General features: G+C 52.7%; 23 protein-coding genes and 1 pseudogene. 14 read left to right on the top strand and 10 right to left on the bottom strand.

What is annotated here, in order from left to right:
* Positions 1–13: 13 nt before the first annotated feature.
* Complete coding sequence (locus tag FG166_RS05725) at positions 14–1,006, bottom strand: HesA/MoeB/ThiF family protein (RefSeq protein WP_003683510.1); 993 nt, start codon at positions 1,004–1,006, stop codon at positions 14–16.
* A 168-nt stretch (positions 1,007–1,174) separates the two neighbouring features.
* Between FG166_RS05725 and FG166_RS05720 the strand changes: the two genes are divergently transcribed.
* Genes FG166_RS05720 through narI form a run of 4 tightly spaced genes read left to right on the top strand, consistent with a single transcriptional unit; the run spans position 1,175 to position 7,639 of the window.
* Positions 1,175–4,837: a nitrate reductase subunit alpha gene (locus FG166_RS05720; RefSeq protein WP_035431112.1), complete on the top strand. Its 3,663-nt coding sequence runs from the start codon at positions 1,175–1,177 to the stop codon at positions 4,835–4,837.
* Positions 4,827–6,386 carry a nitrate reductase subunit beta gene (gene narH / locus FG166_RS05715; RefSeq protein ID WP_003683514.1) on the top strand — a complete coding sequence of 520 codons (1,560 nt, stop codon included), beginning with the start codon at positions 4,827–4,829 and terminating at the stop codon, positions 6,384–6,386. The genes FG166_RS05720 and narH overlap by 11 nt, the downstream gene beginning before the upstream one ends.
* A complete protein-coding gene (gene narJ, locus FG166_RS05710) occupies positions 6,379–6,957 on the top strand; it encodes a nitrate reductase molybdenum cofactor assembly chaperone (protein ID WP_003683516.1) in 579 nt (192 codons plus the stop codon). The genes narH and narJ overlap by 8 nt, the downstream gene beginning before the upstream one ends.
* The gene (gene narI / locus FG166_RS05705; protein WP_041812814.1) at positions 6,950–7,639 is read left to right on the top strand and encodes a respiratory nitrate reductase subunit gamma; all 690 of its coding nucleotides are present in this window, start codon (positions 6,950–6,952) and stop codon (positions 7,637–7,639) included. Before narJ ends, narI begins: the two co-directional genes overlap by 8 nt.
* A 50-nt stretch (positions 7,640–7,689) precedes the next feature.
* Here narI and tnpA read toward each other — a convergent pair whose 3' ends face one another.
* On the bottom strand, positions 7,690–8,145 hold the full coding sequence (gene tnpA / locus FG166_RS05700; RefSeq protein ID WP_015638493.1) for an IS200/IS605 family transposase: 456 nt from the start codon (positions 8,143–8,145) through the stop codon (positions 7,690–7,692).
* Between the two features lie 73 nt (positions 8,146–8,218).
* Between tnpA and FG166_RS05695 the strand changes: the two are divergent.
* The 5 genes and pseudogenes from FG166_RS05695 (at position 8,219) to FG166_RS09595 (ending at position 11,868) form a co-directional block, all read left to right on the top strand.
* Positions 8,219–9,470 (top strand): annotated as a pseudogene (locus FG166_RS05695) (RNA-guided endonuclease InsQ/TnpB family protein).
* A gap of 340 nt (positions 9,471–9,810) precedes the next feature.
* Positions 9,811–10,776 (top strand): hypothetical protein, encoded by a 966-nt coding sequence (locus tag FG166_RS05690; RefSeq protein WP_003683520.1) that lies wholly within the window; start codon positions 9,811–9,813, stop codon positions 10,774–10,776.
* Positions 10,777–10,785: 9 nt separating this feature from the next.
* Positions 10,786–11,214, top strand: a complete 429-nt coding sequence (locus FG166_RS05685; protein WP_003683522.1) for a hypothetical protein — start codon at positions 10,786–10,788, stop codon at positions 11,212–11,214.
* Between the two features lie 229 nt (positions 11,215–11,443).
* The gene (locus FG166_RS09600; protein ID WP_003683524.1) at positions 11,444–11,701 is read left to right on the top strand and encodes a hypothetical protein; all 258 of its coding nucleotides are present in this window, start codon (positions 11,444–11,446) and stop codon (positions 11,699–11,701) included.
* A 32-nt stretch (positions 11,702–11,733) separates the two neighbouring features.
* The gene (locus FG166_RS09595) at positions 11,734–11,868 is read left to right on the top strand and encodes a hypothetical protein (RefSeq protein WP_003683525.1); all 135 of its coding nucleotides are present in this window, start codon (positions 11,734–11,736) and stop codon (positions 11,866–11,868) included.
* 118 nt (positions 11,869–11,986) lie between these two features.
* Here the strand turns inward: FG166_RS09595 and FG166_RS05675 are convergent, their stop codons facing one another.
* A complete protein-coding gene (locus tag FG166_RS05675) occupies positions 11,987–12,631 on the bottom strand; it encodes an NAD(P)-dependent oxidoreductase (RefSeq protein ID WP_035431082.1) in 645 nt (214 codons plus the stop codon).
* 119 nt (positions 12,632–12,750) lie between these two features.
* A complete protein-coding gene (locus tag FG166_RS05670; RefSeq protein ID WP_035431083.1) occupies positions 12,751–14,256 on the bottom strand; it encodes a glutamate--cysteine ligase in 1,506 nt (501 codons plus the stop codon).
* A 303-nt stretch (positions 14,257–14,559) separates the two neighbouring features.
* On the opposite strand from FG166_RS05670, the gene FG166_RS05665 reads away from it, so the two are divergent.
* Positions 14,560–15,093, top strand: coding sequence for a VanZ family protein (locus tag FG166_RS05665; protein ID WP_003683533.1), 534 nt, complete (start codon positions 14,560–14,562; stop codon positions 15,091–15,093).
* A 201-nt stretch (positions 15,094–15,294) separates the two neighbouring features.
* A complete protein-coding gene (locus tag FG166_RS05660) occupies positions 15,295–16,482 on the top strand; it encodes a pyridoxal phosphate-dependent aminotransferase (RefSeq protein WP_003683535.1) in 1,188 nt (395 codons plus the stop codon).
* Between the two features lie 251 nt (positions 16,483–16,733).
* Here the strand turns inward: FG166_RS05660 and FG166_RS05655 are convergent, their stop codons facing one another.
* The 5 genes from FG166_RS05655 to FG166_RS05635 form a co-directional block, all read right to left on the bottom strand.
* On the bottom strand, positions 16,734–17,075 hold the full coding sequence (locus tag FG166_RS05655) for a hypothetical protein (protein WP_003683537.1): 342 nt from the start codon (positions 17,073–17,075) through the stop codon (positions 16,734–16,736).
* A gap of 12 nt (positions 17,076–17,087) precedes the next feature.
* Positions 17,088–18,092, bottom strand: a complete 1,005-nt coding sequence (locus FG166_RS05650; RefSeq protein WP_003683539.1) for a LacI family DNA-binding transcriptional regulator — start codon at positions 18,090–18,092, stop codon at positions 17,088–17,090.
* Between the two features lie 126 nt (positions 18,093–18,218).
* Positions 18,219–19,565, bottom strand: a complete 1,347-nt coding sequence (locus FG166_RS05645) for a gluconate:H+ symporter (RefSeq protein WP_003683541.1) — start codon at positions 19,563–19,565, stop codon at positions 18,219–18,221.
* Positions 19,566–19,586: 21 nt separating this feature from the next.
* Entirely contained in the window at positions 19,587–21,107 is a 1,521-nt protein-coding gene (locus FG166_RS05640) for a gluconokinase (RefSeq protein ID WP_003683542.1), read from the bottom strand.
* A gap of 200 nt (positions 21,108–21,307) precedes the next feature.
* Positions 21,308–22,249 (bottom strand): Rgg/GadR/MutR family transcriptional regulator, encoded by a 942-nt coding sequence (locus tag FG166_RS05635; RefSeq protein ID WP_035431085.1) that lies wholly within the window; start codon positions 22,247–22,249, stop codon positions 21,308–21,310.
* Between the two features lie 142 nt (positions 22,250–22,391).
* Here FG166_RS05635 and FG166_RS05630 point away from each other — a divergent pair, with 142 nt between their 5' ends.
* Both FG166_RS05630 and FG166_RS05625 read left to right on the top strand, forming a co-directional pair.
* On the top strand, positions 22,392–22,913 hold the full coding sequence (locus tag FG166_RS05630; RefSeq protein ID WP_003683545.1) for a cation-transporting P-type ATPase: 522 nt from the start codon (positions 22,392–22,394) through the stop codon (positions 22,911–22,913).
* A 555-nt stretch (positions 22,914–23,468) separates the two neighbouring features.
* Positions 23,469–23,927 carry a CopY/TcrY family copper transport repressor gene (locus FG166_RS05625; protein ID WP_012391310.1) on the top strand — a complete coding sequence of 153 codons (459 nt, stop codon included), beginning with the start codon at positions 23,469–23,471 and terminating at the stop codon, positions 23,925–23,927.
* A gap of 26 nt (positions 23,928–23,953) precedes the next feature.
* Here FG166_RS05625 and FG166_RS05620 read toward each other — a convergent pair whose 3' ends face one another.
* Positions 23,954–24,229 (bottom strand): hypothetical protein, encoded by a 276-nt coding sequence (locus FG166_RS05620; protein WP_003683553.1) that lies wholly within the window; start codon positions 24,227–24,229, stop codon positions 23,954–23,956.
* Between the two features lie 71 nt (positions 24,230–24,300).
* Here FG166_RS05620 and FG166_RS05615 point away from each other — a divergent pair, with 71 nt between their 5' ends.
* The gene (locus tag FG166_RS05615) at positions 24,301–25,218 is read left to right on the top strand and encodes an ROK family protein (protein ID WP_003683555.1); all 918 of its coding nucleotides are present in this window, start codon (positions 24,301–24,303) and stop codon (positions 25,216–25,218) included.
* Positions 25,219–25,347 lie beyond the last annotated feature (129 nt).

Below are 25,347 nucleotides of genomic sequence, written 5' to 3'. Positions count from 1 at the left end.
TATCTGCTCCTTTCTACTGGGTCATTAAGTGGTTGGTGACGGCTAAAAAGCGGTCGAATTGATTTTCGGCGTCCGCCAGGTCGGGGGCCCCGTAGAGGATCAAACGGCCGTTTTTAAAGGCGGATAGTTCGTTTTGGTTAAAGGTAAAGTGGATGAACTTGGGGCTTTGTTCGACTTCGATTTGGCGATCCGTTAACCAGTCGGCGAGGTCATTTAAATCAAGACGTTCGGTTAGGTCCATTAGGTAGGTTTGGCTACCGCACAGGACACGGACTTGCGGGCTGACGTCTGGTTCAACCGTTAGCTTGTGATTGGCGCAAACTGGGCAATCCGGTCGCTTTTGGACGCGGAAGTAGTTGAAGTCGCCGTTCCAAGCGTCAATTGTTAACAGGCGGTCATAGTTAACCGTCGCCGGGTCGACTAGGTAGTGGAGGGCCAGGCTGACCTGGTTGGCCGCCACCAGCGGTACCAACGGGGTGGTGACCCCAATTAAGTCGCAATCGGTGGCCTTGAGCGCCTCTAAATCCGGGAAAACGTCGTTTAAACAAGGCCCCTTGCTCGGGTCAATTAACATAACGTTACCGAAGTTGCCGGCGCAGGAGCCAAAGACATAAGAAAACTGATGGACCCAGGCCGCTTGGTTGATCAGGTCGCGGGCCTGGTAGTTATCCAAACAGTCAATGACGAGGTCAAAATCTAACTCGTTGAGTAAGTCGATCGAGAGTGGGGCCGGCAGCGGCGTAATTTCGACCTCGTGGTTAATTTGGTTAAGGTGGTTTTTAGCGGCCATCACTTTGAGACGGTGTTGCTTAACGTCGTCTTCATCAAAGAGGGCCTGGCGTTGTAAGTTGGTTAATGACACCTGATCGGGATCAACTAAAATCAGGTGGGCGACGCCGGCCCGGGTGAGTTGCTCGGCAACGTAAGAACCCAAGGCGCCGCAACCAGCCACTAAGACGGTGGCTTGGCTAATTTTTTCTTGACCGGCTGCTCCGATGGAAGTCACCCGGCGTTGGCGGTCGTAACGGTCGATGGTTTCCGCCTCCTTTATTAAAAATATAGGACTTTCCCTAGTCGTAGTATAGCAATTTGGGTGCTAGTGTTGGTATTAGGGAAATGGCTTACTTTATTAAGCACTAGTGGGCCAAGTACATTTTTAGGAGGGATAACAGTGATTAAGTCACGTTTTTTTCACAAGGTTGAAAAGTTCAACGGTACCTTCACCCAGCTAGAAGAAAACTCACGGCGCTGGGAAAAGCTTTACCGGCAGCGCTGGGCCCACGACAAGGTTGTTCGGACGACCCACGGGGTTAACTGTACCGGTTCTTGTAGCTGGAACGTTTACGTCAAGCAAGGGGTCATTACCTGGGAACACCAGGCCACCGACTACCCATCGTGTGGGCCAAACATCCCGGGTTACGAGCCGCGGGGTTGTCCGCGGGGGGCCAGCTTCTCATGGTATGAGTACAGCCCGGTGCGGATCAAATACCCATACATTCGGGGCCGGCTGTGGAAGATGTGGCAAGACGCCAAGCAAAACCACGAAAGCCCGATTGACGCGTGGGCCTCAATTGTCGAAGATCCACAAAAGGCCAAGGAATACAAGTCGGCCCGGGGGCACGGGGGAATGGTCCGTGTTCACCGTGCCGAGGCCCTCGAATTGATTTCGGCTTCCTTGATCTACACGATTAAAAATTATGGACCCGACCGGATCGCCGGCTTTACCCCGATCCCGGCCATGTCAATGATCTCGTTTGGGGCCGGGGTGCGCTTCTTATCCCTGCTGGGGGGCGAAGTGATGTCCTTTTACGATTGGTATGCCGACCTACCGCCTGCTTCCCCGCAGGTTTGGGGGGAACAAACCGACGTGCCAGAATCAGCCGACTGGTACAACTCTTCTTACATCATTATGTGGGGTTCCAACATTCCGTTAACCCGGACCCCGGATGCCCACTTTATGACCGAAGTTCGCTACAAGGGGACCAAGATCGTCGCCGTCAGCCCGGATTACGCCGAAAACGTTAAGTTTGCCGACGACTGGTTGGCACCGGAACCGGGGAGCGACTCGGCCGTCGCTCAGGGGATGACCTACGTGATCCTAAACGAGTTCTACCAAAAGCGCCACGAGCAGGCCTTCATTAACTACTCCAAGCAGTACTCCGACCTGCCGTTTATGGTTGAATTAATTCCTTCGGCGGCCGGCAATGACCACCTAACTTCGGGACGCTACGTGCGAATCAACGATTTGACAAACGACGCCGTGACCAACGCCGATTGGAAGACGGTGGTTTACGACACCAAATCCAACCGCTACGTTGTGCCGAACGGGACCCTGGGACAGGATTATGATCAAGGCACCCAGTGGAACCTAGAATTAAAGGACGCCGCTGGCAACGCCATTGATCCGGCGTTGTCCGTTGAAGACCAGGTAACGCCAACTAAGGAAGTTGTAATTGACTTCCCGTCCTTTTCTAACGAAGGTAATTCGGTCGTGGCACGTCACATCCCGGTCCAAGAGGTAACCTTTGCCGATGGTTCAACCCACTACCTGACCACGGTTTACGACCTGATGCTCGCCCAATACGGGGTTAAGCGTCGGGCGGGCGACGAACTGGCCGCCCAAGACGAAAACGACGCCAACTCCTTCTTCACGCCGGCCTGGCAAGAACAATATACCGGCGTCAAGCCGGAACTAGTTACCCAGATCGCCCGTGAATTTGCCCAAAACGCCCTTGATACCGGCGGAAAGTCAATGGTTATCATGGGTGGTGGGGTTAACCACTGGTTTAACGCCGACATGAACTACCGGGCGATCATCAACATGCTGATGTTGTGTGGTTGCATCGGGGTGCAAGGTGGCGGCTGGGCGCACTACGTCGGCCAAGAAAAGCTCCGGCCCCAAGAAGGGTGGGCCAACATCACCTTTGCCAACGACTGGCACAAGGGTGGTGCCCGCCAACAACAGGGGACGACTTGGTACTACTTTGCCACCGACCAATGGCGTTACGAGGAAATGGAAAACCAGCAACAGTACTCGCCGGTTTATCAGGGTGACCACCGTTACCTAAACAACGCCGATTACGTTCAAATGGCAATCCGCCTCGGTTGGCTGCCGTCTTACCCGCAATTTGACCGCAACTCCCTGTCCTTTGTCGATGATTACCAAACCAAAGACATTAAGGAAATTCAAAAGCGGGTGGTGGAAGAGCTCAAGGCCGGCACCCTGCACTTCGCCGCCGAGGACCCAGACGCCAAGCAAAACCAGCCGAAAAACTTCTTCTTGTGGCGTTCCAACCTGTTTGCCTCCTCTGGGAAGGGGGCCGAGTACTTCATGAAGCACCTCCTGGGTGCCGAAAATGGGCTCTTGGCCAAGGCCAACACCCGCTTGAAGCCCGAGACAATGGTCTGGCACGACGAGGACACGACTGGGAAGCTTGACCTGGTTGTCGACATGGACTTCCGGATGGTTTCGACGGCTATGTACTCCGACGTGGTCTTACCGGCGGCAACCTGGTACGAAAAAGAGGACCTGTCGTCAACCGACATGCACCCTTACATTCACCCGTTCAACAAGGCGATCAGTCCGATGTGGGAATCACGCTCCGATTGGCAACAGTTTAAGCTCTTGGCTAAGACCTTTACCCAAATGGCCAAAAAGTACCTACCGGAAACTGGTTACGACTTAAAGACCCAGCCACTGGGCCACGGGACGCCGGGTGAAATCAGCCAGCCACTGGGCCAAATCAAGGACTGGAAGAAGGGCGAATGCGAGCCAGTTCCGGGCAAGACAATGCCGTCAATGTCTTTAGTGGAACGTAACTACCACCACATCTACGACCAGTACGTTTCCCTGGGCCCAAGCATGGCCGCTAACTACGGCTATGACGTCACCCCAGAAATTGAAGAGCTTAAGGATGAGCTAGGGACCTACACCGATGGCTACAACGCTGGCTTACCAATGCTAGACGAAGACACCAAGGTCTGTGACGCCGTCTTGCGGATGTCGACGGCCTCCAACGGGCGCTTGGCTGACCTGGGGTGGAAAAAGCGGGAACAGGCCTCTGGTGAAAAGTTAACCGACATTGGCCGTGGCCGCGCCGAAGCCAAGATGACCTTTAAAAACATCACCGCCCAGCCGCGAGAGGCTTATCCAACCCCAATCGGGACCTCTGCTAAGCACAACGGTGACCGTTACTCGGCCTTCTCCTTGAACGTTGAACGCCTCCAACCGTGGGAAACCCTGACTGGGCGTCAACAATTCTACTTGGATCACGAAATCTTCCTCGACTTCGGGGAAGGGTTGGCGACCTTTAAGCCGTCCTTGCCACCACAAGTGATGGGACCTGGTGACGTTGAGGTCACCCCTGCCGACAAGGAAGTCACCCTTCGTTACATGACCCCGCACGGGAAGTGGAACATCCACACCATGTACTACGATAACCTGGAAATGCTGACCCTCTTCCGGGGTGGCCCAACCGTTTGGATGAGCCCGCAAGACGCCGAGGCAATTGACGTCAAGGACAACGACTGGATTGAACTTTATAACCGGAACGGGGTCGTTACCGCCCGGGCGGTGGTTTCCCACCGGATGCCTAAGGGTTCCTTATACATGTACCACGCCCAGGACAATGAAATCTACGAACCGCTGTCAACGATCACCGGGAACCGGGGGGGCTCGCACAACGCCCCAACCCAGATCCACGTTAAGCCTACCCACATGGTCGGCGGCTATGGTCAGTTGTCATACGGTTGGAACTACTATGGCCCAACCGGGAACCAGCGGGACCTGTACGCGAACGTAAGAAAGTTAAAGAAGGTGAACTGGAATGAAGATTAAAGCACAAATCGGGATGGTCTTAAACCTTGATAAGTGTATTGGTTGTCATACCTGTTCGGTAACCTGCAAAAACACCTGGACCAACCGGCCCGGGGCCGAATACATGTGGTTTAACAACGTCGAAACCAAGCCCGGGGTCGGGTACCCTAAGCGCTGGGAAGACGAAGAACAATACCACGGGGGCTGGACCTTAAATTCCAAGGGAAAATTGGAGTTAAAGGCCGGAAACAAGTTGAACAAGATCGCCCTGGGGAAGATCTTTTACAACAACGACATGCCCGAATTAGACAACTACTACGAGCCATGGACCTACGATTACAAGACCCTGTTTGGCCCGGAGAAAAAGCACCAACCAGTGGCCCGGCCAAAGTCGCAAATCACTGGTTTGGATATGGAATTAACCACCGGACCGAACTGGGATGATGACCTGGCTGGTTCAACGGAATACGTTAACCAGGACCCGAACATGCAAAAGATCGAATCGGACATCAAGAAGAACTTCGAGCAGGCCTTCATGGTTTACTTACCGCGGCTGTGTGAACACTGCTTAAACGCACCGTGCGTGGCTTCTTGTCCGTCCGGGGCGATGTACAAGCGTGACGAAGACGGGATCGTCTTGGTCGACCAGGAACGGTGCCGGGGCTGGCGTTTTTGCATGACCGGTTGCCCATATAAGAAGGTGTACTTCAACTGGAAGACCCACAAGGCCGAGAAGTGTACCTTCTGTTACCCACGGATTGAAGAGGGGTTGCCAACCGTTTGTGCCGAAACTTGTGTCGGTCGGATCCGCTACATCGGGGCGATGCTCTACGACGCCGACCGGGTGGAAGAAGCCGCTTCCACGCCGGACCAAACGAAGCTTTACGAAGCCCAATTGGACCTCTTCTTGGACCCCAACGACCCGGAAATTGTCGACCAAGCTTTAAAGGAAGGGATCTCTGAGGAAATGATCGAAGCGGCCCAAAAGTCACCGATCTACCGGATGGCGGTCGAAGAAAAGATTGCCTTCCCGCTGCACCCGGAATACCGGACGATGCCGATGGTTTGGTACATTCCGCCTCTGTCACCAGTGATGTCCTACTTTGAAGGACGGGATTCAATGAAGAACCCGGAAATGATCTTCCCGGGTATTGACCAGATGCGGGTGCCGGTTGAATACCTGGCTAACCTTTTGACCGGGGGTAACGTACCGGTCATCAAGCAGGCCCTTTACAAGCTGGCTATGATGCGGCTTTACATGCGGGCGAAGACGGCCGGTCAAGACTTCGATACCACTAAGCTGGCTAAGGTTGACTTGACCGAAAACTCGGCCACTTCACTGTACCGCCTACTGGCGATCGCTAAGTACGAAGACCGCTTTGTGATTCCGCAATCCAACAAGTCCCAGTTCGAAGACGCACAATCCGAACAGGGGACCCTGGGTTACGATGAATGTGAAGGCTGTGCCTTGGCACCACAACACTCCAGCATGTTTAAGAAGGCCGAAGCTGGTGAATCAACCAACCAAATTTACGCAGAAAGCTTCTACGGGGGGATTTGGCGTGATTAACTTTGCAAAAATTAACCAGCTCCAGGATGTCTTCGTGGCCCTGTCGCGCTTGATTGATTATCCCGACCAGGAGACCTTTAGTCCAGAGATGCGGGCGGCTTTGGTCGAAAATCCAGCGCTATCTAAGGAGCAACAAGTGACCTTTGGTGAGCTCTTCGATGAGTTAAACCAAGGAACCTTGCTGGACCAGGAGAGCCACTTTGCCAGCCTGTTTGAAATGAACCGGCGCTACACCCTTTACATGTCTTATTACAAGATGACCGACTCCCGCGAGCGGGGGACGATCCTTGCTAAACTCAAAATGATGTACGAAATGTTCGGCGTGGCGGAGACGACCAGTGAGCTGGCTGATTACTTGCCGATGCTCTTAGAGTTCTTTGCCTATGGCGACTTCATGGACGACAGCCGCCAAGACGACCTCCAACTCGCCTTAGGGGTGATTGAAGACGGGACCTACTCCCTCTTGCAAAACGCCCTGGCCGACGCCGACGACCCGTACATGAAACTAATCAAAGCGGTGCGGGGCCTGATCCGGTCCTGCGTTGAAACGGAGGCGAACGCACATGCATAACGCTTGGGCCCACCTGCTGTGGGTATATTATCCCTACCTGATGTTGGCGTCCTTTTTCTTCGGGACCTTCATTCGGTTTAAGTACTTTCACGGGTCGATCACGGCCAAGTCGAGTGAAATTTTTGAAAAGAAGAAACTGATGATTGGGAGCATCCTCTTTCACATTGGGATCATCCTGGCCTTCTTTGGTCACATCTTGGGGATGCTCGTTCCCCAAGCCTGGACCGATTACTTCGGCATCACGGAACACATGTACCACATATTTGGTTCTCTGATGATGGGGATTCCGGCCGGTAGCCTGGCTTGGATCGGGATGGCGATCTTAACCTGGCGGCGGATGACCGTGGCCCGGGTTTACAAGACCTCGAGCATCAACGACATTTTAGTTGACTGGGTCCTGTTGATCACGATCACGCTCGGGATGTCGTGCACGATTTACGGTGCCTTCATTGACTTTAACTACCGTCAATCGATCGGGCCGTGGGTGCGGAGCCTCTTCACCCTGAACCCGCAGTGGCAGTTAATGTTAAACGTTCCGTTGATTTACCGGATCCACGTCTTAGTTGGTTTCTTTGTCTTCGGTTACTTCCCGTACACTCGGCTGGTGCACGCCTTAACCTTGCCGTGGCAATACATCTTCCGCCGCTTTATCGTTTACCGCCGGCGGACCAAGTTGGTTTAATTAATATTAGCCGGAAATCCCGTGACTTTAGTCATGGGATGGATAGGCCACTATTGAGCCCCTTTATGGGGCTTTTTGTTTGTTTCTGTATATTTTTGGTCATTGATATATTTCTCGACAACTTCTTTGCTCATATTGCCCAATGTACTCATATAGTAACTCGGCGACCAAAGATGACCGCCCCAATATTGGCTACATCGTATTTCTGGATGATTCTGTAAAAAAATATAGGCACTACGTCCTTTGAGCGCCTTAATGGCACTAGCCGGAGCTTTGCTTGGCGGAAAACTGATCAGCATATGAATGTGATCCGGCATGACTTCCATCTTTTCGATTACGATGTCATTGTCATCTGCAACTTGCTGCAAGATAGCTTTCATTTCGTTAGATAAGACCTCGGTTGTAAAAGTCTGATTGCGATACTTAGTTACCCAGATCAAATGATAATGGAAATTATAGATATAACGACGAGTATAAATGGCATCTTTGATTTTTTCTTTAGTCATAATATGCTCTCCTTTGTTAATGCATTGACATCATGATATAATGTTATCATATCAATAAAGGAGGTGAAATCAAATGAAGTCAATGGCAAAAAATGAAACATCATTATGGCCTAAAAATGCGCTGCTATCCTAGTGACCAACAAAAGCAGTTGATTAAAATCAACAGTGACGCTAGTCGCTTTATCTATAACGAAATGGTTGCGATCAATAAGGAACTGATGCAGCTTCGCAGAGTTAAGCTACCGATTGACATAGTTCAGGATCGTATTAAGCAACTAACTATGCGCCAAAACGCTAAGCAAATGTCTAATCACTATCAATTCTTAGAAGATAAACGAATTGATAGTTTGACGAAAGCTAATGCCATTCAGAACTATCGAAAAGCTTGGAATGCTTTTCGGAAGGTTCACGCCACTGGCGTTCCCAAATTTCATCGAAAGAGTTATCACTGGCGGTATCAAACCAATTGTCAATACCCGGGGCAAAAAACTGCGTTGCTAACTAACGGTACAGTCTGTTTTCTAGATAATAGTCATGTCAAAGTACCTAAAATAGGACTGTTACGTGTTGCCGGTTCCCAAGCACGGCTTTTGAAAAGAATATGCGAGACTAGAATTGGTACCGTGACGTTGACTAAAGATTCAGCGGATCGCTTCTTTTTATCAATGCAGTTAGCTTCAGATGAATCTTTTGTTAAAGTGTCCAAAGCTACTCATGGACATGTTGGAATTGATCTTAATACTGATAACTTCTTAACCGACAGTGAAGGCAACATAGTTCCTAATCCACGATATTACCGCACTATTAAAGGCAAATTAGCCAAAGAACAGCGCATTTTATCTAGACGGCAACAACGTGCAAAAAAAGAACATCGTTCTTTACGAGATAGTAAAAATTATCAAAAACAGCGCTTGTTAGTCGCTAAACTCCATGCCAAGGTAATGAACCAAAGGCATAATTTTCTCCAACAAATTTCTACCGCATTAATCAAGAACCACGATTTAGTAGTAGCCGAGGAGTTGCGTAGCAAGAATTTGCTTAAAAATCATGCTTTAGCACTTAGTATTTCTGACGTTGGCTGGCGAACATTTCTTGGTATGTTGGCTTATAAAGCAAAGCTTTATGGGCGTCAATTTATCACAATCAACCCAAGAAATACTACCCAAACATGTTGCGATTGTGGCTTTGTAATGGGCACTAATGGGACGGACAAACTAACATTAGATGATAAAAACTGGACTTGTCCTAACTGTGGTATTCACCATATTCGTGACTGGAACGCAGCTAAAAACATTCTTGATAAGGGAATAGCTAAACTAGCCTAGCTTATCTGTCCCTATGGCAACCTGGGGACATAAAAGGCGTTGGTAATTAGACGACCGCTGTTTGATTACAATTTCAGTTGGCCAAATAAGTTGTCCCTATCTACGCAAATTGTGGTTCGAAATCCGTGATGATATTCGGCTCACAAGCCACTGACTTTAGTCAGTGGTGGTTGACAAGCGCCCAACGGCGAAGCTTTCCTAGTCGAGTGAGTATTCAATAACCAATTCAATAGCTGAAGATCACACCGTTTCAGGCGTCGGTCTTCGGCTATTTTTAGTTGTTTCCCTAATGGATTGGCGGCAGGGGACTTGGTAAGCTAGTTTAAAAAGGGGGTACACCATGACTGAATTTAATTACCAGCTGAACCCAGTACAAGTCGATCCGAGTGGTCATTACGACTTTCAAAACGTCTTTGACTTTCCAGACTTCATTGAGATGCGGCCGGTCCTACGCGAAGCCGTTCGCCAGGTGGCCAAAGAAGGGGTGAAAGAGCCAACCCTACCGGTGCAAGTGGAACGGATGGCGACCGCCTTAGAGGAGCAACTGGAGCGTTGCACCCGGAAGTACGAGCGCCAAGCTGGTTACTATCCCAACCAAAAAAAGGAGAAAAACGAACTCTCCCGCCTCTTCACCCACGTCTTACAGGCGGTCTCGGCGCGCGATGAAATTGACCAAGACATTGAGGACCTGGTCTACGCCGTCAACCAAACCCGTTTATCAATTATTGGCCTGCCGCTCTTGGAAGGAGAGGGACCCCTTTATTCACCTGACCAAGACCAAGAACTCTTGCCGGGGACCTTTTATTACCTAGTAGCGCTTGAACTGGTACGCCCCTACCTAAAGGATCCTAAGGGGGGGATGGTCCCGGAAAACGTCACTAAAAAGGGGCGCGATTTGGTCTTACACCTGACGACCTACGCCTACCGCGATTGGGATTCCTACTTAACCCACCAATACGATGAGAAACACGCCATCGAAAACCAAAAGGGGCTCACCAACGTCGAGTACTACGACCGCCTGGAGGAGAACGAACGCCACTACGCCGATCGCGCTTACGCCGACGTCTTGGCCGACTTGTTTGGTGACCTCGAACAGATGCTGGTGCCGACTTATTGTGACCACCTGGCGATCATGGGGACCAACCTGGAGCAAGTCTTTCAAAAGGCACCCCTAGTGCGGCTGCAGTTTACCCAAAAGGTCCGCGAGCGTTTCTTGGTTGATGATCAAGGGGAAGAACACGTGATGGACCAACCCCTCCAGTCGATTCACCAAAAGTATGAATTTTACCGAACCAACTTCAGTTAGGAGAATCTGATGCGCTTAAAGGATACCATTACCCCGGAGATGAAACTTGGCCGGCCCGAGTTTGAAAACACGGTCTTTATGCTTAATAACCCGGTCAACGCCCTTAACCTTGATCACTTCGCCTTTCAGGGCAACCTCTTGCCCGAACCGATCGACAAGGTTGCCTACGCCATGCCGGCATACTTAGCCGACGATTACAACCTCTTCTTTGTCTTTGCCCCGAACATGCGGGGACGGTGGTCGATCACCTTTTCTCAGGTGCAGATTGAAAACGGCACCGACGTGGTGGCGATGAGCAACGTGGTGCCAATTGGGACCGGCTTAAACGCCGTTAACCAACTGAGCGCCTCGGCCGCGATTGAACTAATCGCCTACCTAAAGACCCTGGAGGTCAACCACCTCGGCTACTTTGACGAGGAGATTTGGAAGAAAATGTAATCAGGGGGAAACGCCCCCCATTGTTAGTTACCACGTCTTGAGCTAACGTTTGCCAATCAAAATAAGGGGCCCAGGGAAAGAAATGGCTTTCTCCGGGCCCCTTAGCATTGTTTCAAGTCAAAACAATACCAACTGAACGCTGAAGTGGGTTATAATTTGAGGACGATAACGGGAGGTTGATATTGGTGGTACTACTGTATTCAACGGCGCTGTTGATTTTAGCCGTGGTATGTTCAATTGTGATCCAACGGCAGTTTTTCGGTTGATCTTAAAGCCGACCACGACCGACACCGAACTAGAAGGGGAAGTGACCAAGGTCCGCCAGGCGATGGTTAACCAGGCGATTGCCCGTATCAAGCAGATTTACCTGCCCGAAGACCTTCGGCGCCGGGTGCTGTACGACTTGAACGCCCAAATTGCTAACACAACGACCCGCCAGTTCATCCAGGAGGTCCGCCAGGTCGTCGCCAAACAGCCCTCCCCATAGAACAGCGCCAGCTCCTCGAAGAAGCGTACCGGTTGGCTTTTCAAGAGGAGCGCGGCTACCTAGCGATGGTGACTCAACTAGAGGAGAAGTACCGCCCGGCGATGACCAGCCTTTACCGGGAGATTATCATGGCTAAAATGGTGATCTTTAGTAGCAATGATGATTAAAAAATAGGTGAGTGGGAAACGCCCCCGAGGCCTGTTAACAGTGATTCCCCTTGATTACACAGACCAACGAAAAAAGGACACCACAATTCGTTTGCCGAATTGTTGGTGTCCTTTTTAGTTAGCTGTTAGCAACCGTGAAGCATTCGCGGTGGTGGGCTGGGTGGAGGATCTCTGCGACCATTGCCTTGGCCATCGTGCCGGCGGTGGTATAGGATTCCCCGGCGTCGTTTCTAAGCAGGTGGTCGTTGCCGACGAGCATCTGGTCGCTTGCCGGTCCCGGTTTGAAGGTGTAGGACGGCGAGATGCCAACCCAGTCAATCCCGGATACGGTCCGCAGGTAGTCGAGCTCCTTTTTTTGCCCCTCGGGGATGGCGATCCAAGCGTCGGCCCCGGGGGTCTTTTTGATGTCATCAACCACCAGGTGGTCGTCGGCGCCGTCTAACAACGAGCCAGCCCCCAAGATCACCAAGAGCCGCTGATCCCCGCCGAGACGGTGGACGAGGTGTTCAGCTAGCTTTTGGTGGTTGTCGGCTTCGGCGGGGCTAGTTGAAAAGGCGTTGACGACCACGTCGAAGTTGGCGAGTTCGTCCTTAGACAGGGTCAGGGCGTCTTGTTCTAAAACGGTCACGCCGGTACCAAACAGTTCCCGTGCCTTGTCGGCATGGCGGACCTGGGCGGTGACGGCCAGTCCGGCCTTAGTGGCGGCTTGGTAAATTTCTTGACCGGCCATCCCGGTCGCCCCAATTAGTAATACTTTGGTCATCAAGATCATCCTTTTGGTTTAACTTTCTTTTAGTAAGTTTTAGTTCCATTATAGGCACCTACTGAAAGCGCTTCAATTAATTTCCTGGTTAAACCGGCAGCGCCCCGACTAGCTGGTCCTCAGACTTGAACTTGGTCGACTTGATCGGTGTAGTTGACCTGTTCGGGGAAGGCCACCAGCACCGCTTGTTTGGCGCCGTTCGTCAGGTCAAAGGCCTGGTTAGCGGCGTACTGTTCTTGGTGATCGCCCAAAATGAGGGCAAAGGAATTTTGGGTAACCTTGGCCTTGATCCCCAACTCGATGGCCGCCTTGATCAGTTCTTGGGCCGGGGCGGGGTAAGTGGCGATCGTAGGCTGTAAGGGATACGCCATGGACTTGTACCAGTCGTGGTGGCTGTTGGCAATCTTGAGGCCGTAAGAAAGTAGGCCGCCGTCGGGATCGGCCTTGTCGATTAATTGGCCACCAATCGTCAGGCGCGGATCCTCCAGGCGCCGGCGGGCAAAGAGCAGGGCGGCCTGGTATTCCTTTGGCGCCCCGTACTTAGCCACGAAGGCGTCGAGGTCGTCTAACAGGGCCAGTCCGCGTTCTTTGGTCCAGTCGAATTCTTGGTGGGGGTGTTGGAGGGCGACGGCTTGGTTTTTCTCGTCGGCCTCCGTTAGATCAGCCTCCTGGTCGGCAACCAGCCAGTAGGCTAAGAAGACCTCCAAGAAGTTGAGGGTATCGTTTGAGATCCCCGCCCGGGAAAGCGGGTCGAGGTCAAAGGCCCGGAATTCGAGCCGCTCGGTTCCGTGGGCAATCAGGTCGTCCGAGTTAGCGCCGCGGCTCTTGAGGCGGACCGGACCGTAGAATTCGTGCAGGGAGTAGAACTTCCCTTCGGCGACGAAGCGCTTGAGTTGGTCGAGTTGGGCACCCAAAGAACTGTAGGTGATCGTTTCGCTGGAAAAGTTGGTGTAGCCAAAGTCACTACTGCGCAAACTGCGGACCGGGAAGGCGAGGTTATCCGGCATTCCCTTGAGTGGGTTAGCCAGCACCGGGCTGGCCCCAAACAGGTAGGTAAAGAGCCAGCGGTGGGCGACAAAGCCCTGGGCCAAGCGGAAGTATAAGTGGTTTTTAAAGGCCGCTAAATCGCTTTGCCCGCTGGCCGCAAAGAGGGCGGCGATGAGGTCGCGGTGGAGCGAAAAGTTGACGTGGACGCCGGCCATCAGTTCCCGGGCAATCCCGTACTTTGCGCCCAGGTAGTCGTGGTAGTCAGCCATCCACTGACGGGTATTGAAGGTGGTGGCAAAGGCTAGGTCATCGGCGGAGAGGGGCGCCATAATCGACAGGGGCCAGATCCGCTCGTCTGCTGCCAAGTGGTCATTGACAATTTGTTGCAAGTACTTGAGGTATTGGACCGCCGCCGTGGCCCCTTGAACGGGGGGCGCCACTAGTTCAAACATATTATCGCAAAAATCGGTCTTTAAATAGGGGTTGTGGCGCCGGGACGAAAAGGCGGCCGGGTAGGGGTGGCGGCTAAGCTTACCGTTAGTTAAAACCCGGTGTTGCTCGACTTCCAGGCCGAAAAAGCCGCCGAATAACTTACCTGCTAACTGCTGTTGTTGAATGATCGCTTCAATTGATTCCATCAAATCACCCTCTCTTGTGACGTTTGAAAACATTATACAAGTTAGGTCATGATTTCACCATCAACTTTTAAAAATGATTGACCCCGCCCGGCTGGGTCGGTACAATCGAAACGTTATGAAAGGCGGTGGTAGTGTGGTTACGTTTATCCTAGTCCTGGTCGTTTTGTTTATTATTGGCTCCTTGATCGGGATGCAAATTAACCGGCGTAAATAATAAGAAAGGCTAACGATCGGTGTAAAACCTAGTTTATCATGGTTCAACCGGTATAATAAAACCTAATAACTGGAAAGAAGGAAGGACAGATGATGCATCAAAGGTGGTTACCGTTAGCAACCTTACTGCTGATCCTCGGCGCCGTTTACTGGGGGCGCATTGCCGGGCAACGTTACCGGGCGGCCCAGTGGATCACGGTTAGCTCCGGGTTTTGCTACTTAGCGGTTTTAATCTGGCTAACCTTTTACCCGACTGGGATGCCCTTTTTCCCGGGGCTCGATAAGCCGCTCTCTTACTTTGGTACGGTTTCGTACAACCTGCACCCCTTAGCCTACGTCGATGCGGAATTTTACGCCAACATCCTGATGACGGTCCCGCTGGGGGTCTACCTGTACCTAGCGAAACCGAACCTCTCCCCCGTGGCCTTCCTCTTACTCTGTGCGCTACCGGGCTTAGCGATTGAATCCTGCCAACTAGTGGCCGATCTAGCGGTTAACTTAAACCGGGTCGTTGATATTGACGACGTGATCAGCAACACCCTCGGCGTCTTTGGTGGTTACTTGGTGCTTAAAGTGTCTGACCACACCCCACTGACCCACTTAGTCAGGCCCTTTGCCCTGTGAGCCAGGGGAGCCGACTGGGCGGGCTGACTCACAGTTAAAAAGAACCGCCGGGGCCGGGAGAAGCCGTTTTTCTCCCGGTCCCGTTTTTGGCTCCGTGTTAAAATCCCCTCCCGGTTTCTGTGGTAAGATGGTATAATTTGACCATGAAGTGCATTTTTTGTTCGCATTTTGGCAGTTAAACACCAGGAGGATTGATTAATCGTGGAACTTTCAGAACGGATCGCAAACATTCAACCATCGGCCACCCTGGCCTTTTCTAACCGGGCTAAGGAAATGGCCGCCCAGGGGATCGACGTCTTAAACCTGGCGGTCGGCCAACCCGACTTCAAGACCCCGTCCTACATTGGCCAAGCCGCCATCAAGGCGATTGAAGAACACGAGGCCGATTCCTACACGGCAGCCACCGGGATCTTACCGCTGCGCAAGGCGATCGCCAACCACATTAATGAACAGCACGGGACCGACTTTGGCGCCCGTGACGTGGTGGTTACTAACGGGGGCAAGTTTGCCCTGTATGCGGTGACCCAGGCCCTCTTAAACCCCGGCGACGAGGCGTTGATCCCGCTTCCGTACTGGGTTTCTTACGGCGAACAAATTAAATTAGCCGGCGCCAAGCCCGTCTTGGCCCACCCCAGCCAAGGGCTCAAGGTGACGGTGGAAGACCTCGAAGCCGTCTACACCCCGCAGACCAAGCTGCTGGTCTTAAACACCCCGAATAATCCGAGCGGGGAGGTCTTCACCAAAGACGAGCTAACCGCAATCGCCAACTGGGCGGTCGACCACGACCTGGTAATCTTAGCCGACGACATGTACGGCGACCTAGTGTACAACGGCACCGAGTTCACCTCCGTCCTTGATTTGGGTGAAGACGTGGTTAACCACACCGTCTTGGTCAATGGTTTTTCCAAGTCCTACGCCATGACCGGTTGGCGGGTAGGTTACGCGGTGGCGCCAAGCAACGTTGCCGCTGCCTTAGGTACCTACCTAGGCCAAGTGAGTGGGAACATGGCGGCCGTTAGCCAGTACGCCGCCCTGACGGCGCTGACCGACCCGCGGGGGAAAGAAGAAGTTGAAAGGATGCGCCAAGCATACGAAGAGCGGCTCAACACGATTACCTCACTGATCAACGACTTGCCTGGCGTGAGCGTTACTAAGGGGGCGGGGGCCTTTTACCTCTTCCCGGACGTTTCCGAGGCCGTTGAACTGACTGGCTTTCAGTCGACTGACGAATTTGTCAACGGGGTCTTAGAGGAGGCCCACGTCTCGATCGTACCGGGGAAGGCCTTTGGTTTAGACGGCCACGTCCGGCTTTCTTACGCCACCGACTTGGCGACCCTCCAGGAAGCGATCAAGCGGATTGGGGATTTTATCAAACGCCACCAAAAGTAAACTAAAGACAGCTTAATTAGGGCCGTGGGAACGAATCCCGCGGTTCTTTTTTAGCATTAACGGACAAGCAGATATTTACTATAACTAAACCCCAATAAAAAACCGGCAAACAGCCTAAACCATTCACTTGCTAACGTCAATCAAAAAGCGACGGAGAAAAACAAGTCGTTTCTCTCCGCCGCTAATTATATTTTTGAATCCTAGATAGAAGCAGGGACCGAGAATTACAGGTTCTATCCCACTTTCTATCCTTACATTAGAAACTTTTCGTAGTTGATGGTGGCGCCAGCGTTGGCGTCGTTACCGCTAAAGGTAAAGGTTAGTCCGTCAGTGGCTTGGTAATCAACCGTGATTTCGCGGCCGATAAAGAACCACTCGTCTTCAAAGTTGATGTGGAAGTTAATACCGCTGACCTCGTCTTTAGCTACCACGCGGTCGGGGTGGTTATCGATGGCGTACAGTTGGTGCGGCCCATGAATAACCGGGTGGTGGTTATCCGGGTCCGGGTAAAAATTGACTCCGTTTCCGACAACCAGTTTAAGGGTTTCCTTGATCCAGTCGGCGGCAGCGGGAGTCACCGTTAACTTGATCATTTTATCATCTCCTTATAATGATGGGCGGTCAATGGTGGTCACCGGCAGCAGGGTGGTTGGGCTCGTTAAGGTCTTGGTTTGGAGCTGCTTTAACAGGGCGGTGGCAGCCATGTTGCCCATCAATTCCATGTCTTGGCGTAACAAGAAGATCCCGTCGTCGCTGACGTAGCTGGACCACTCCCAGTCATCAAAGGAGACCAGCCCCACGTCCTTAGGGAACTTAAGCCCCAGTTCCTTAAAGACGGCGAGTAGGTCAAACAAGACCGGCCCCATCAGGGAAATGATGACGGTGCGCCCGGTCAAACGGGCTAATTGATGGGAGAGGGTGGCGCGCAGCCAGACTTTGTCGTGACCCTTAGTTTCAATGTTGGAGTAGTTAAAGCCAAAGGTGCGGCTAGCCTTTTGGAAACCGGCGATCCGGGGGATCTGCCCGGATGCCTCGGCAAAGTGGGCCGAGACGGTGATGATGTTTTGGTAGCCGCGCTCCACTAGGGTTGGGCCCAGGTAATAACAGGCGTCCTGGTTGGCGGAGGTCACCCGGCCAACGGTGGCGGGCTGATCCGGTACCTCCCGGTCAACTAAAACCAGGGGGATGTTGGCATCGGTCAAAGTTTGGAACTGACTAAAATGGATGGCGCTGGGCTGGGCGATGACCCCATCGACTTGTTGGGCGACAAAACGCTGCAGGGCCCGGGCTTCGGTCGCCGTTGAGTTGTCGGCGTTCATCAGGAGGATATCGTAGCCGGCCCCCTGTAAAACGTCGTAGATCCCCTTGGAAAGCAGCGAAGAGAAAGGGTTAGAGATTTCACCAACCAATACCCCCACCAGGTGGCTTTCGTTTTGACGGAGCTTTTGGGCCGAGGCGGACGGGGCGTAGTTGAGCCGCTTGATGGTCTTGGCCACCCGCTCCTTGGTTTCTTCCCCCATTTTTTCGAAGTGCCCGTTTAAGTAACGGGAAACGGTGGTGGTGGAAACCCCGGCTTCCCGGGCTACGTCGGTAATTGTTAATCGTCGCACCTTGTAACTCCCCCTTGTAAGACTAATAAACCTAGTTTACCACGATGCAATGCTCCATGGGCGAGTGATTGTCAAAAGCAAAAAGGACCCAAGCACAATGGCTTGAGTCCGGAAAGAAAAAGTGAATTAAGCTAAGAAGAGCGACATGCCGTAAACCGTTGCTAATCCGGCCAGGGATAAGACGGAGGTCAAGGTTGACCAGGAAAGGAAGGTTTCCTTTAAGGAAAGACCGAAGTATTCCTTGATCATCCAGAAGCCGGCGTCGTTAACGTGGTCGCAGAAGACGGACCCGGCACCAACGGCCAACACCATCAAAGCGGACATGGCGGAACCGTGACCGAATTGGTGGGCCATCGGGGCGATTAACCCGGCGGCCGTCATGGCGGAAACCGTTGAGGAACCCAGCGAAACCCGCAGAATGGCGGTGATCAGCCATGCGGCAAAGATTGGCGACAGGCTGGTGTGGGCGAAGAGGGTCGAAACGTAGTTGGAAACCCCACCGTCAACTAAGACCTGCTTGAAGGCCCCACCACCACCGATGATTAAGAGCATCATGGCGATTTGCTTAACCGAGGCCACCATGGATTCGGAAATTTCGTCCATCTTCTTGTTTCGCTTGATCCCCATCGTGTAAACGGCGAACAGCATTGACAAGAGCATGGCGGCGTCTGGCGCCCCGACGAATTGAATTACTTGGTTAACTACGTTGCCCTTTGGCAGGGTGAAAGAGCACAGGGTGGCGATGATGATCAGGATAACCGGCATCATGGAAGTCAAAACGGAAATCCCAAAGCCCGGTGTTTCTTCCAGCTTGAAGGTCTTGTAGTGGCCTAACACGGAAATGTCGATGTCCTTGCGGTAAACCTTCGGGTAAACCCGTTGGAGCACCCAGTTAAAGACCGGTCCGGCGATGATGATGGTTGGGATAGCAGCGATGATCCCGAGCAAGAGGACGTGGCCGATTTCAGAACCGAGGATTTCGGTGATTGCCGTCGGGGCCGGGTGAGGCGGCAAGAAGGCGTGGGTCACGTTCAAGGTAGCGGCCATTGGGACCCCCAGGTACATCAGCGGCATGTCCAATTCGCGGGCAATGATGAAGATGATCGGTAAGACAACGACCAGTCCCACTTCAAAGAACAGTGCCAACCCGATGATAAAGGAGGCCAAAATGACGGCTAATTGAATCCAGCGGCGCCCAAACTTATTGATCAAAGTCGTCGAGATCCGGTAACCACCACCGGAATCGGAAACGAGCTTACCGAGCATCGAACCAAACCCGAAGATGATGGCTAAGTGCCCCAATTGGCCCCCGATCCCGGTTTCAATCGTGGTCGGAATTTTAGCGACCGGGATTTGGAGGAGCAGGGCAATGACAAACGAGGTAACAACTAGGGAAACAAAGGTGTTAAGCTTCAGCTTGACGATCATGAAGACCAACAGGATAACACCAAGTAAAACAATTAATAATGGCATGGAATTAATCCTCCTAAATGATTAATCTTCCTGCAAGTTCGCGATGGTAGAGTAGGCTGGCGACAAAAGTCCTTCCACCTGGCGGAAAACGGGGAGGTACTTTTGGTAGGTGGCCACGCTTGTTAGGTCAGGGTGGTAGGATTTAACTTCCCCCACCAACTTAGTCACGGCGCTCAAGTCGTCAGCCATCCCTAACGACACCATCGCCATCGTAATGGCCCCTAAGCACCCGGATTCAAAGGAGTTCGGGATGTTGACGGGGCAGTTTAAGACGTCGGCGAGCATTTGCCGCCAAACTTCCGAGTTGGCAAAGCCCCCGGTGGCGGTTACTGTGCGCGGCTTGCCAACCAGGTCGGCAACGGCGGTAAAGACGGTCGCAATATTCATGTTGATCCCTTCCATTACCGCCCGGAGCATGTCGGCCCGGGTGTGAAGTTGGGAAAGACCGAAGAAACTACCGCGGGCGTTGGCGTCCCAAAGCGGTGCCCGTTCCCCACCTAAGAAGGGGTGGAACAAGAGCCCGTGAGCCCCGGCCGGAACCGAGGCGATGACGTCGTTGGCCAGTTCGTAGGCGTCGACTTGTTCGTTTTGGACGGCGGAGGCATCGACTAGGTGTTCCACCGCCCATTGGAAGACGTCACCCCCGTTGTTGAGGGGGCCACCGACAACCCAGAGGCCGTTATCAACGGCGTAACAGAAGAGGCGTTGCTTAGGATCAATGACTGGATGATCGGTGACCACCCGGACGGCCGCCGAAGTCCCAATCGTAATGGCGACGGTGTCCTTTTCAATTGCCCCGACCCCTAAGTTAGACAGCGCACCGTCAAAGGCCCCGTAGACAAAGGGGGTTTGGGCGGGAATGCTCATTGCGCTGGCTGCGTCAGGGAGCAGGCCAATTTCCTGGGTGGTTCCGCTAACGACTTCAGGGAGCTGCTCTGGTTGAACCCCGGTTAACGCAAGGGCGCGTTCGTCCCAGTCACCGGTGGTTACGTTCAACATCCCGGTGCAAGAAGCGATCGAGACGTCAAACCTGAAGACCCCAAACAGCTTGTAAAACAGGTAGGACTTAATGTCGGCAAAGTAGCTAGCCCTGGCCATCAAATCAGGGTGGGCCTGCTTAAGCCACAAGAGCTTGGTTAACGGCGACATCGGGTGAATGGGGGTCCCGGTGCTGGCGTAGAGCTGCTTACCAGCCGGCGTCCGCTTGAGCTGGTCAGCCACCGCACAGGCCCGGGTGTCGGCCCAGGTCAGCGCCCGGGTTAGGGGCTGGTGCTTGTCGTCCAGCAAAATCAAGCTCTGGTTGGCCGAAGAAAAAGAAACCGCTAAGAGTTTCCCTTGGTCAAGGTTAGCCGCCTGGGCCGCCTGCTTAATCACGCTTTGGACGGCTTCCACCAGTGTGTCGGGGTTTTGCTCCGCCATCCCACTGGCGTCCCGGTACAGCGAGTAGCCCTGCTTGAAGTCCTGAAGCACGTTTGCTTGTTGATCGTATAAGACGGCCTTGGTCGAGGTCGTACCAACGTCAACACCAATCAAATAATCCATATCTCTTATCCTCCTCGATGAGAGCAGCTGATGAAAGCGCTCTGGTTTATCGATACACCAATACTAACCACTCCTGAAAACGCTGTCAACACCCATTTGGCAATTTTAGGAAAAGGATTTCCCAAAATCCTTACCAGGCTTGCTTTCATTTGGGGACAAAAAAATCCCCGGTCACGGAATCTTCCGTCACTGGGGAGGGGTTAGGAAACGGTGGTGGTGGTCGGTGTCTTCGTCGATGGGGTGCCGCCCCACTTTTCGATCAAAGCGTCGAAGTCATCGTTGTGGAACTGGTTGGCCTTGACGACCAGCTTTATGTGATCGACCAGTCGGTTTACCTGGTGGGTGGACCCGGCCGCCTGAAAGATGTTTAAGGCGTCGTCGATCGCCTTGATTCGGTTGGTATTGGTGATCGTGTAGGTTTCACCGGCGACGAACTTGTACATCGTCCGCTCAAACAAGAACTCTTCTTGGATGTCAAAGTCGCGCAGGTCCATCAAAGATTCAAGGGCTTCTAAGACCTTACCGTGCTCGAGGTAAAACATGGTGATTTTAACCAGGGTCCGGAAGGGTTCGCTCCCGTAAAGGCGCAGGTTATCGTAGCGGGAGATGACCCGGATCAGCCGCTTTTGGATCACGATCACGGTTTCAACGTCGAAGATGAAGATGAAATTGTAAAAGATCATGATCTCGTAGTGGGTCCAAGTTTCGCAATTAATCAGGTACTTGACCAGGTCCTCTCTGGCGGTTGGGTTAAGCGGGTCGCCTTGAACGTGGTTGAGGGCGAGCATCGCCATGTCTAAGAGGTTTTTCATCCGCAAGTTGTCGGGGCTTCTCTGGGCAAAGGCGTTGATCTGGTTAACGAGGACGATCAGGGCCGGGGCGTCATCGGCCTTCAGAGCGGTGGTTAACTTGCGGTAGAGTTGGTCGTAGCGGCTGTTTTGGTAACCGTTATTGATGTAGAGGTATTCATCGAAGGTAACATTGAGGTTTTCAAGGAGTGCGACGAAGTTATTGACCGACGTCTCGGTCTTCCCGTCGACGAAGCGGCTGTAACTGGACGGGGTCATTTGGTCTTGCAGAAGATTCTTCAAGCTGATCTTCTTGGCTTTACGGATATCCAAAATCGTTGGTCCATATTTCACCTTTTTTGGCCTCGTTATCACTTGATTAACCATACTGTACCCGTTTTCTTGGCAAATTGAAAATAATCAACTTTATAGTAATAAAGCTTAATAGGATTGCAAATTACCGTGTTATTATGCTATTTGCCACTAATTAAAACCGGTGGTCGATTCGCTATCTATAAAAACCAGCGGGGTTGACCTAGAAAAGGCCCCGCTGGATCAGGTAATGCAAGATTTGGGGGCTGACGCTAAAACTGGGCTTTCGGCAAGCGAGGCGCAAGCCCGCTTGCAAAAGTACGGCGCCAACGCCCTGGAGGAAAAGGAAGAAAGCTTCACCCACAAGCTGGTCCATGCCTTCATGGGGCCAATTGAGTACATGATTGAAGCCGCCGCCATCATTTCGGCCATCATTGGCCACTGGGACGACTTCATTATCATCATGCTACTGTTGATTTTCAACGTAACCATTGACCTCTGGCAGTCGCAAAAGGCCTCCAGCGCGTTGGTGGCGTTGAAAAAGGGAATAGCCCCCCAAGCCAACGCCTTACGGGACGGTAAGTACCAAACGATCGACGCTGCCACCCTGGTGCCTGGCGACATCATCAAGATCCGGTTGAGGTTAACCCCTGGCTACACAAAAAACGGGTTGGAAGCTTGTTTCTTCCAGCCCGTTTTTGATTGATGAATATTTATCGGCTAAGGTGTAACCAACCGCAGACCTAGTGCCTAAGTAGGGTGAGGAACGGTGCGGTTCATACAACCGTTCGCATAGTCTTACATCCGGTCCGTTGTATCCCACTTCCGATCTTAGTGACGCAGCTTAAATGAGTGGGTTAAGGTTGCAATGATTAAAGCGACAAAGGTGACGATTGCGATTACATTACTCATTGTAGACATCATGATGACCACTCCTTTTTATTTAAACCATTTCTTGTTTCCACGATTATGATAACAAAGATTATCGGGAGCGGTGATAAGATTGTGCTAAGTTTCTCGTTAGAAGCCGCTGAGCAAATCCACACCCAATTTCCATTAAGAAACGCCCATTTTAAAGGCTTGGTGGGCTTGCTTAATTGAAAAAGCAACGCCCTTCTTTTGTAAAATTGGAACGAACCAAAGCGGGGCGCCGGCCGGTCAACTAACTCAAGTTCACAACTAGACCAATTTGATTAACGGCCGAAACGGTTGTCAGCTGACGGGTACACTTGTAAACTGGAGTGGAAAGGGGGAACCCGACGTGAACGAACAAATGGACATCAGCCCGGCGGAATGGCGGGTCATGCGGGTCGCTTGGACCCTGGGCCAGGTAACCAGCGCCCAGGTGATTGACGCTTTAAAGCAGCGGGTCGACTGGAAGCCGGCCACGATCAAGACATTGCTGCGGCGGTTGGTTAAAAAAGGGGCGCTGAAAACCACCCAGGAGGGGCGGGCCTTTATTTACACGCCCCTGATTCCGGAGCAAAACACGATGGACCAGGCCGTCGACCAGCTCTTCGACGCCATGTGCCAGATGCGGGCGGGCAAGACGATTAGGCACTTAGTCGAACGGTCAACGATGTCGGTGGCAGACCTGCAGGAGCTGCAAGCCATCCTAGCTGAAAAAATTAAAACGGCGCCGGATGCGGTCCCGTGCGATTGCGTACCCGGGATGATCGACGCCGAATGTTGTACAGTTCAAGAAAATGGCAGAGCCTGAGGGAAAACGATTCCCGCGGGCTCTTTTTATTTGCCGAGCCCCTTGGCCATTAAGCGGGCGGCGAGGGATTCCAGTTCCGCCTTGGTTAATTCCAGTAACCGCGCCGCCGTGGTGGGGTCGCCGGCGGTAGTGAAGAGCAGGTGATTGACCAGGTCGGTGATCCGTTCTTCGGGTAAGTTGGTGTGACGGAGGTGTTGGACCACCATCGTCATCGCCAGGGTCGCCGTATCGTATGCGGACAGGCTCGCCGGGGCGGTTTCGACGGCGCCCTGGTAGTAGCCACGCAGAAAATCGTCGTTCATTTAACAACCTTCTTTCAATTGGAAGCGTAAACAAGCTATAATAAAAAGAAAAGCGAAGGGAAAGGTCTGTCATGGAACACCGTTATTTTAGCATTGATATTGGAGGAACGGCGACCAAGTACGCCCACTTTGACCGCGGCGGTAAGATGCAAGAACACCGCAGCGTCGCCACCCCGACCAATAAGGAGGACTTTTTGAAGCTACTGGACCAGTTGGTGGGTAAGCTTGAGGACTCGGTGGTCGGCATCGGGGTCAGCGTACCCGGGATTGTTGACCCGATGGAAGGGACCGTGACCTTCACTGGGGCACTCAGCTTCATGGGGACCTTTGACCTGGCCAGTTACATCCGCCTGGCAAGTGGTTGCCCGGTTTTTATTGGTAACGACGCCAACTGTGCGACCCTGGCGGAACTGTGGCAGGGGCGGCTGAAGGGGGTCGAAAACGGCGCCCTGATCACCCTGGGCACCTCAGTTGGTGGGGAACTGGTGCTGAACGGCCACTTGATGAGCGGCCGCCACTTTCAAACCGGCCAGGTGAGCGCAATGGTCACCAATTTTGATGAACCGACGCCCGCGACCACGGTTGGCGCCACGACTTCAGCCGTCAAGATGATCGAAGACGTGGCGGTCGCCTGCAAGATCAAGGATGCCCACGACGGCTGGGCGGTCTTTGAAAAAATTGATGAGGGTGACGACCGGGCCTGGCCAATCTTTTCGGCCTTTTGCCGGCGGGTGGCCCTGCTGTTAATCAACCTTCAAGCCGTCCTTGATTTGGACCGGGTGCTGCTAGGGGGCGGCATTAGCAGTCAACCCAGTCTCCTGGCCGAAATTGACTACCAGTTTGAGGCGCTCCAACGCCAGGACCCGCGCCTGCTGGCCGACGTTACCAAGCCTGACTTGCTGGCCGCCCGCTTCGGCAACCAGGCCAACCTGCGTGGTGCCTTGGATGGCTTGTTGATGCACTTAAACCACGAGTTTACGCAGTATTAAAGCACAAGGAGTGGGGAATGATCTTTTCGACAGACCGTATGACTAAGCTAGGGGGAAGGTTGGTGCCTTGGCACCCGTTCTTCGCCCGTACTTAGGCACTAGGTCTGTGGTCATTTTCCACGTTATCGG

The sequence above is a fragment of the Limosilactobacillus fermentum genome (genome assembly GCF_013394085.1).
GTDB lineage: Bacteria > Bacillota > Bacilli > Lactobacillales > Lactobacillaceae > Limosilactobacillus > Limosilactobacillus fermentum.
The sequence above is the reverse complement of the archived record's forward strand: the minus strand, read 5'-3'. Positions and strand labels throughout refer to the sequence as shown.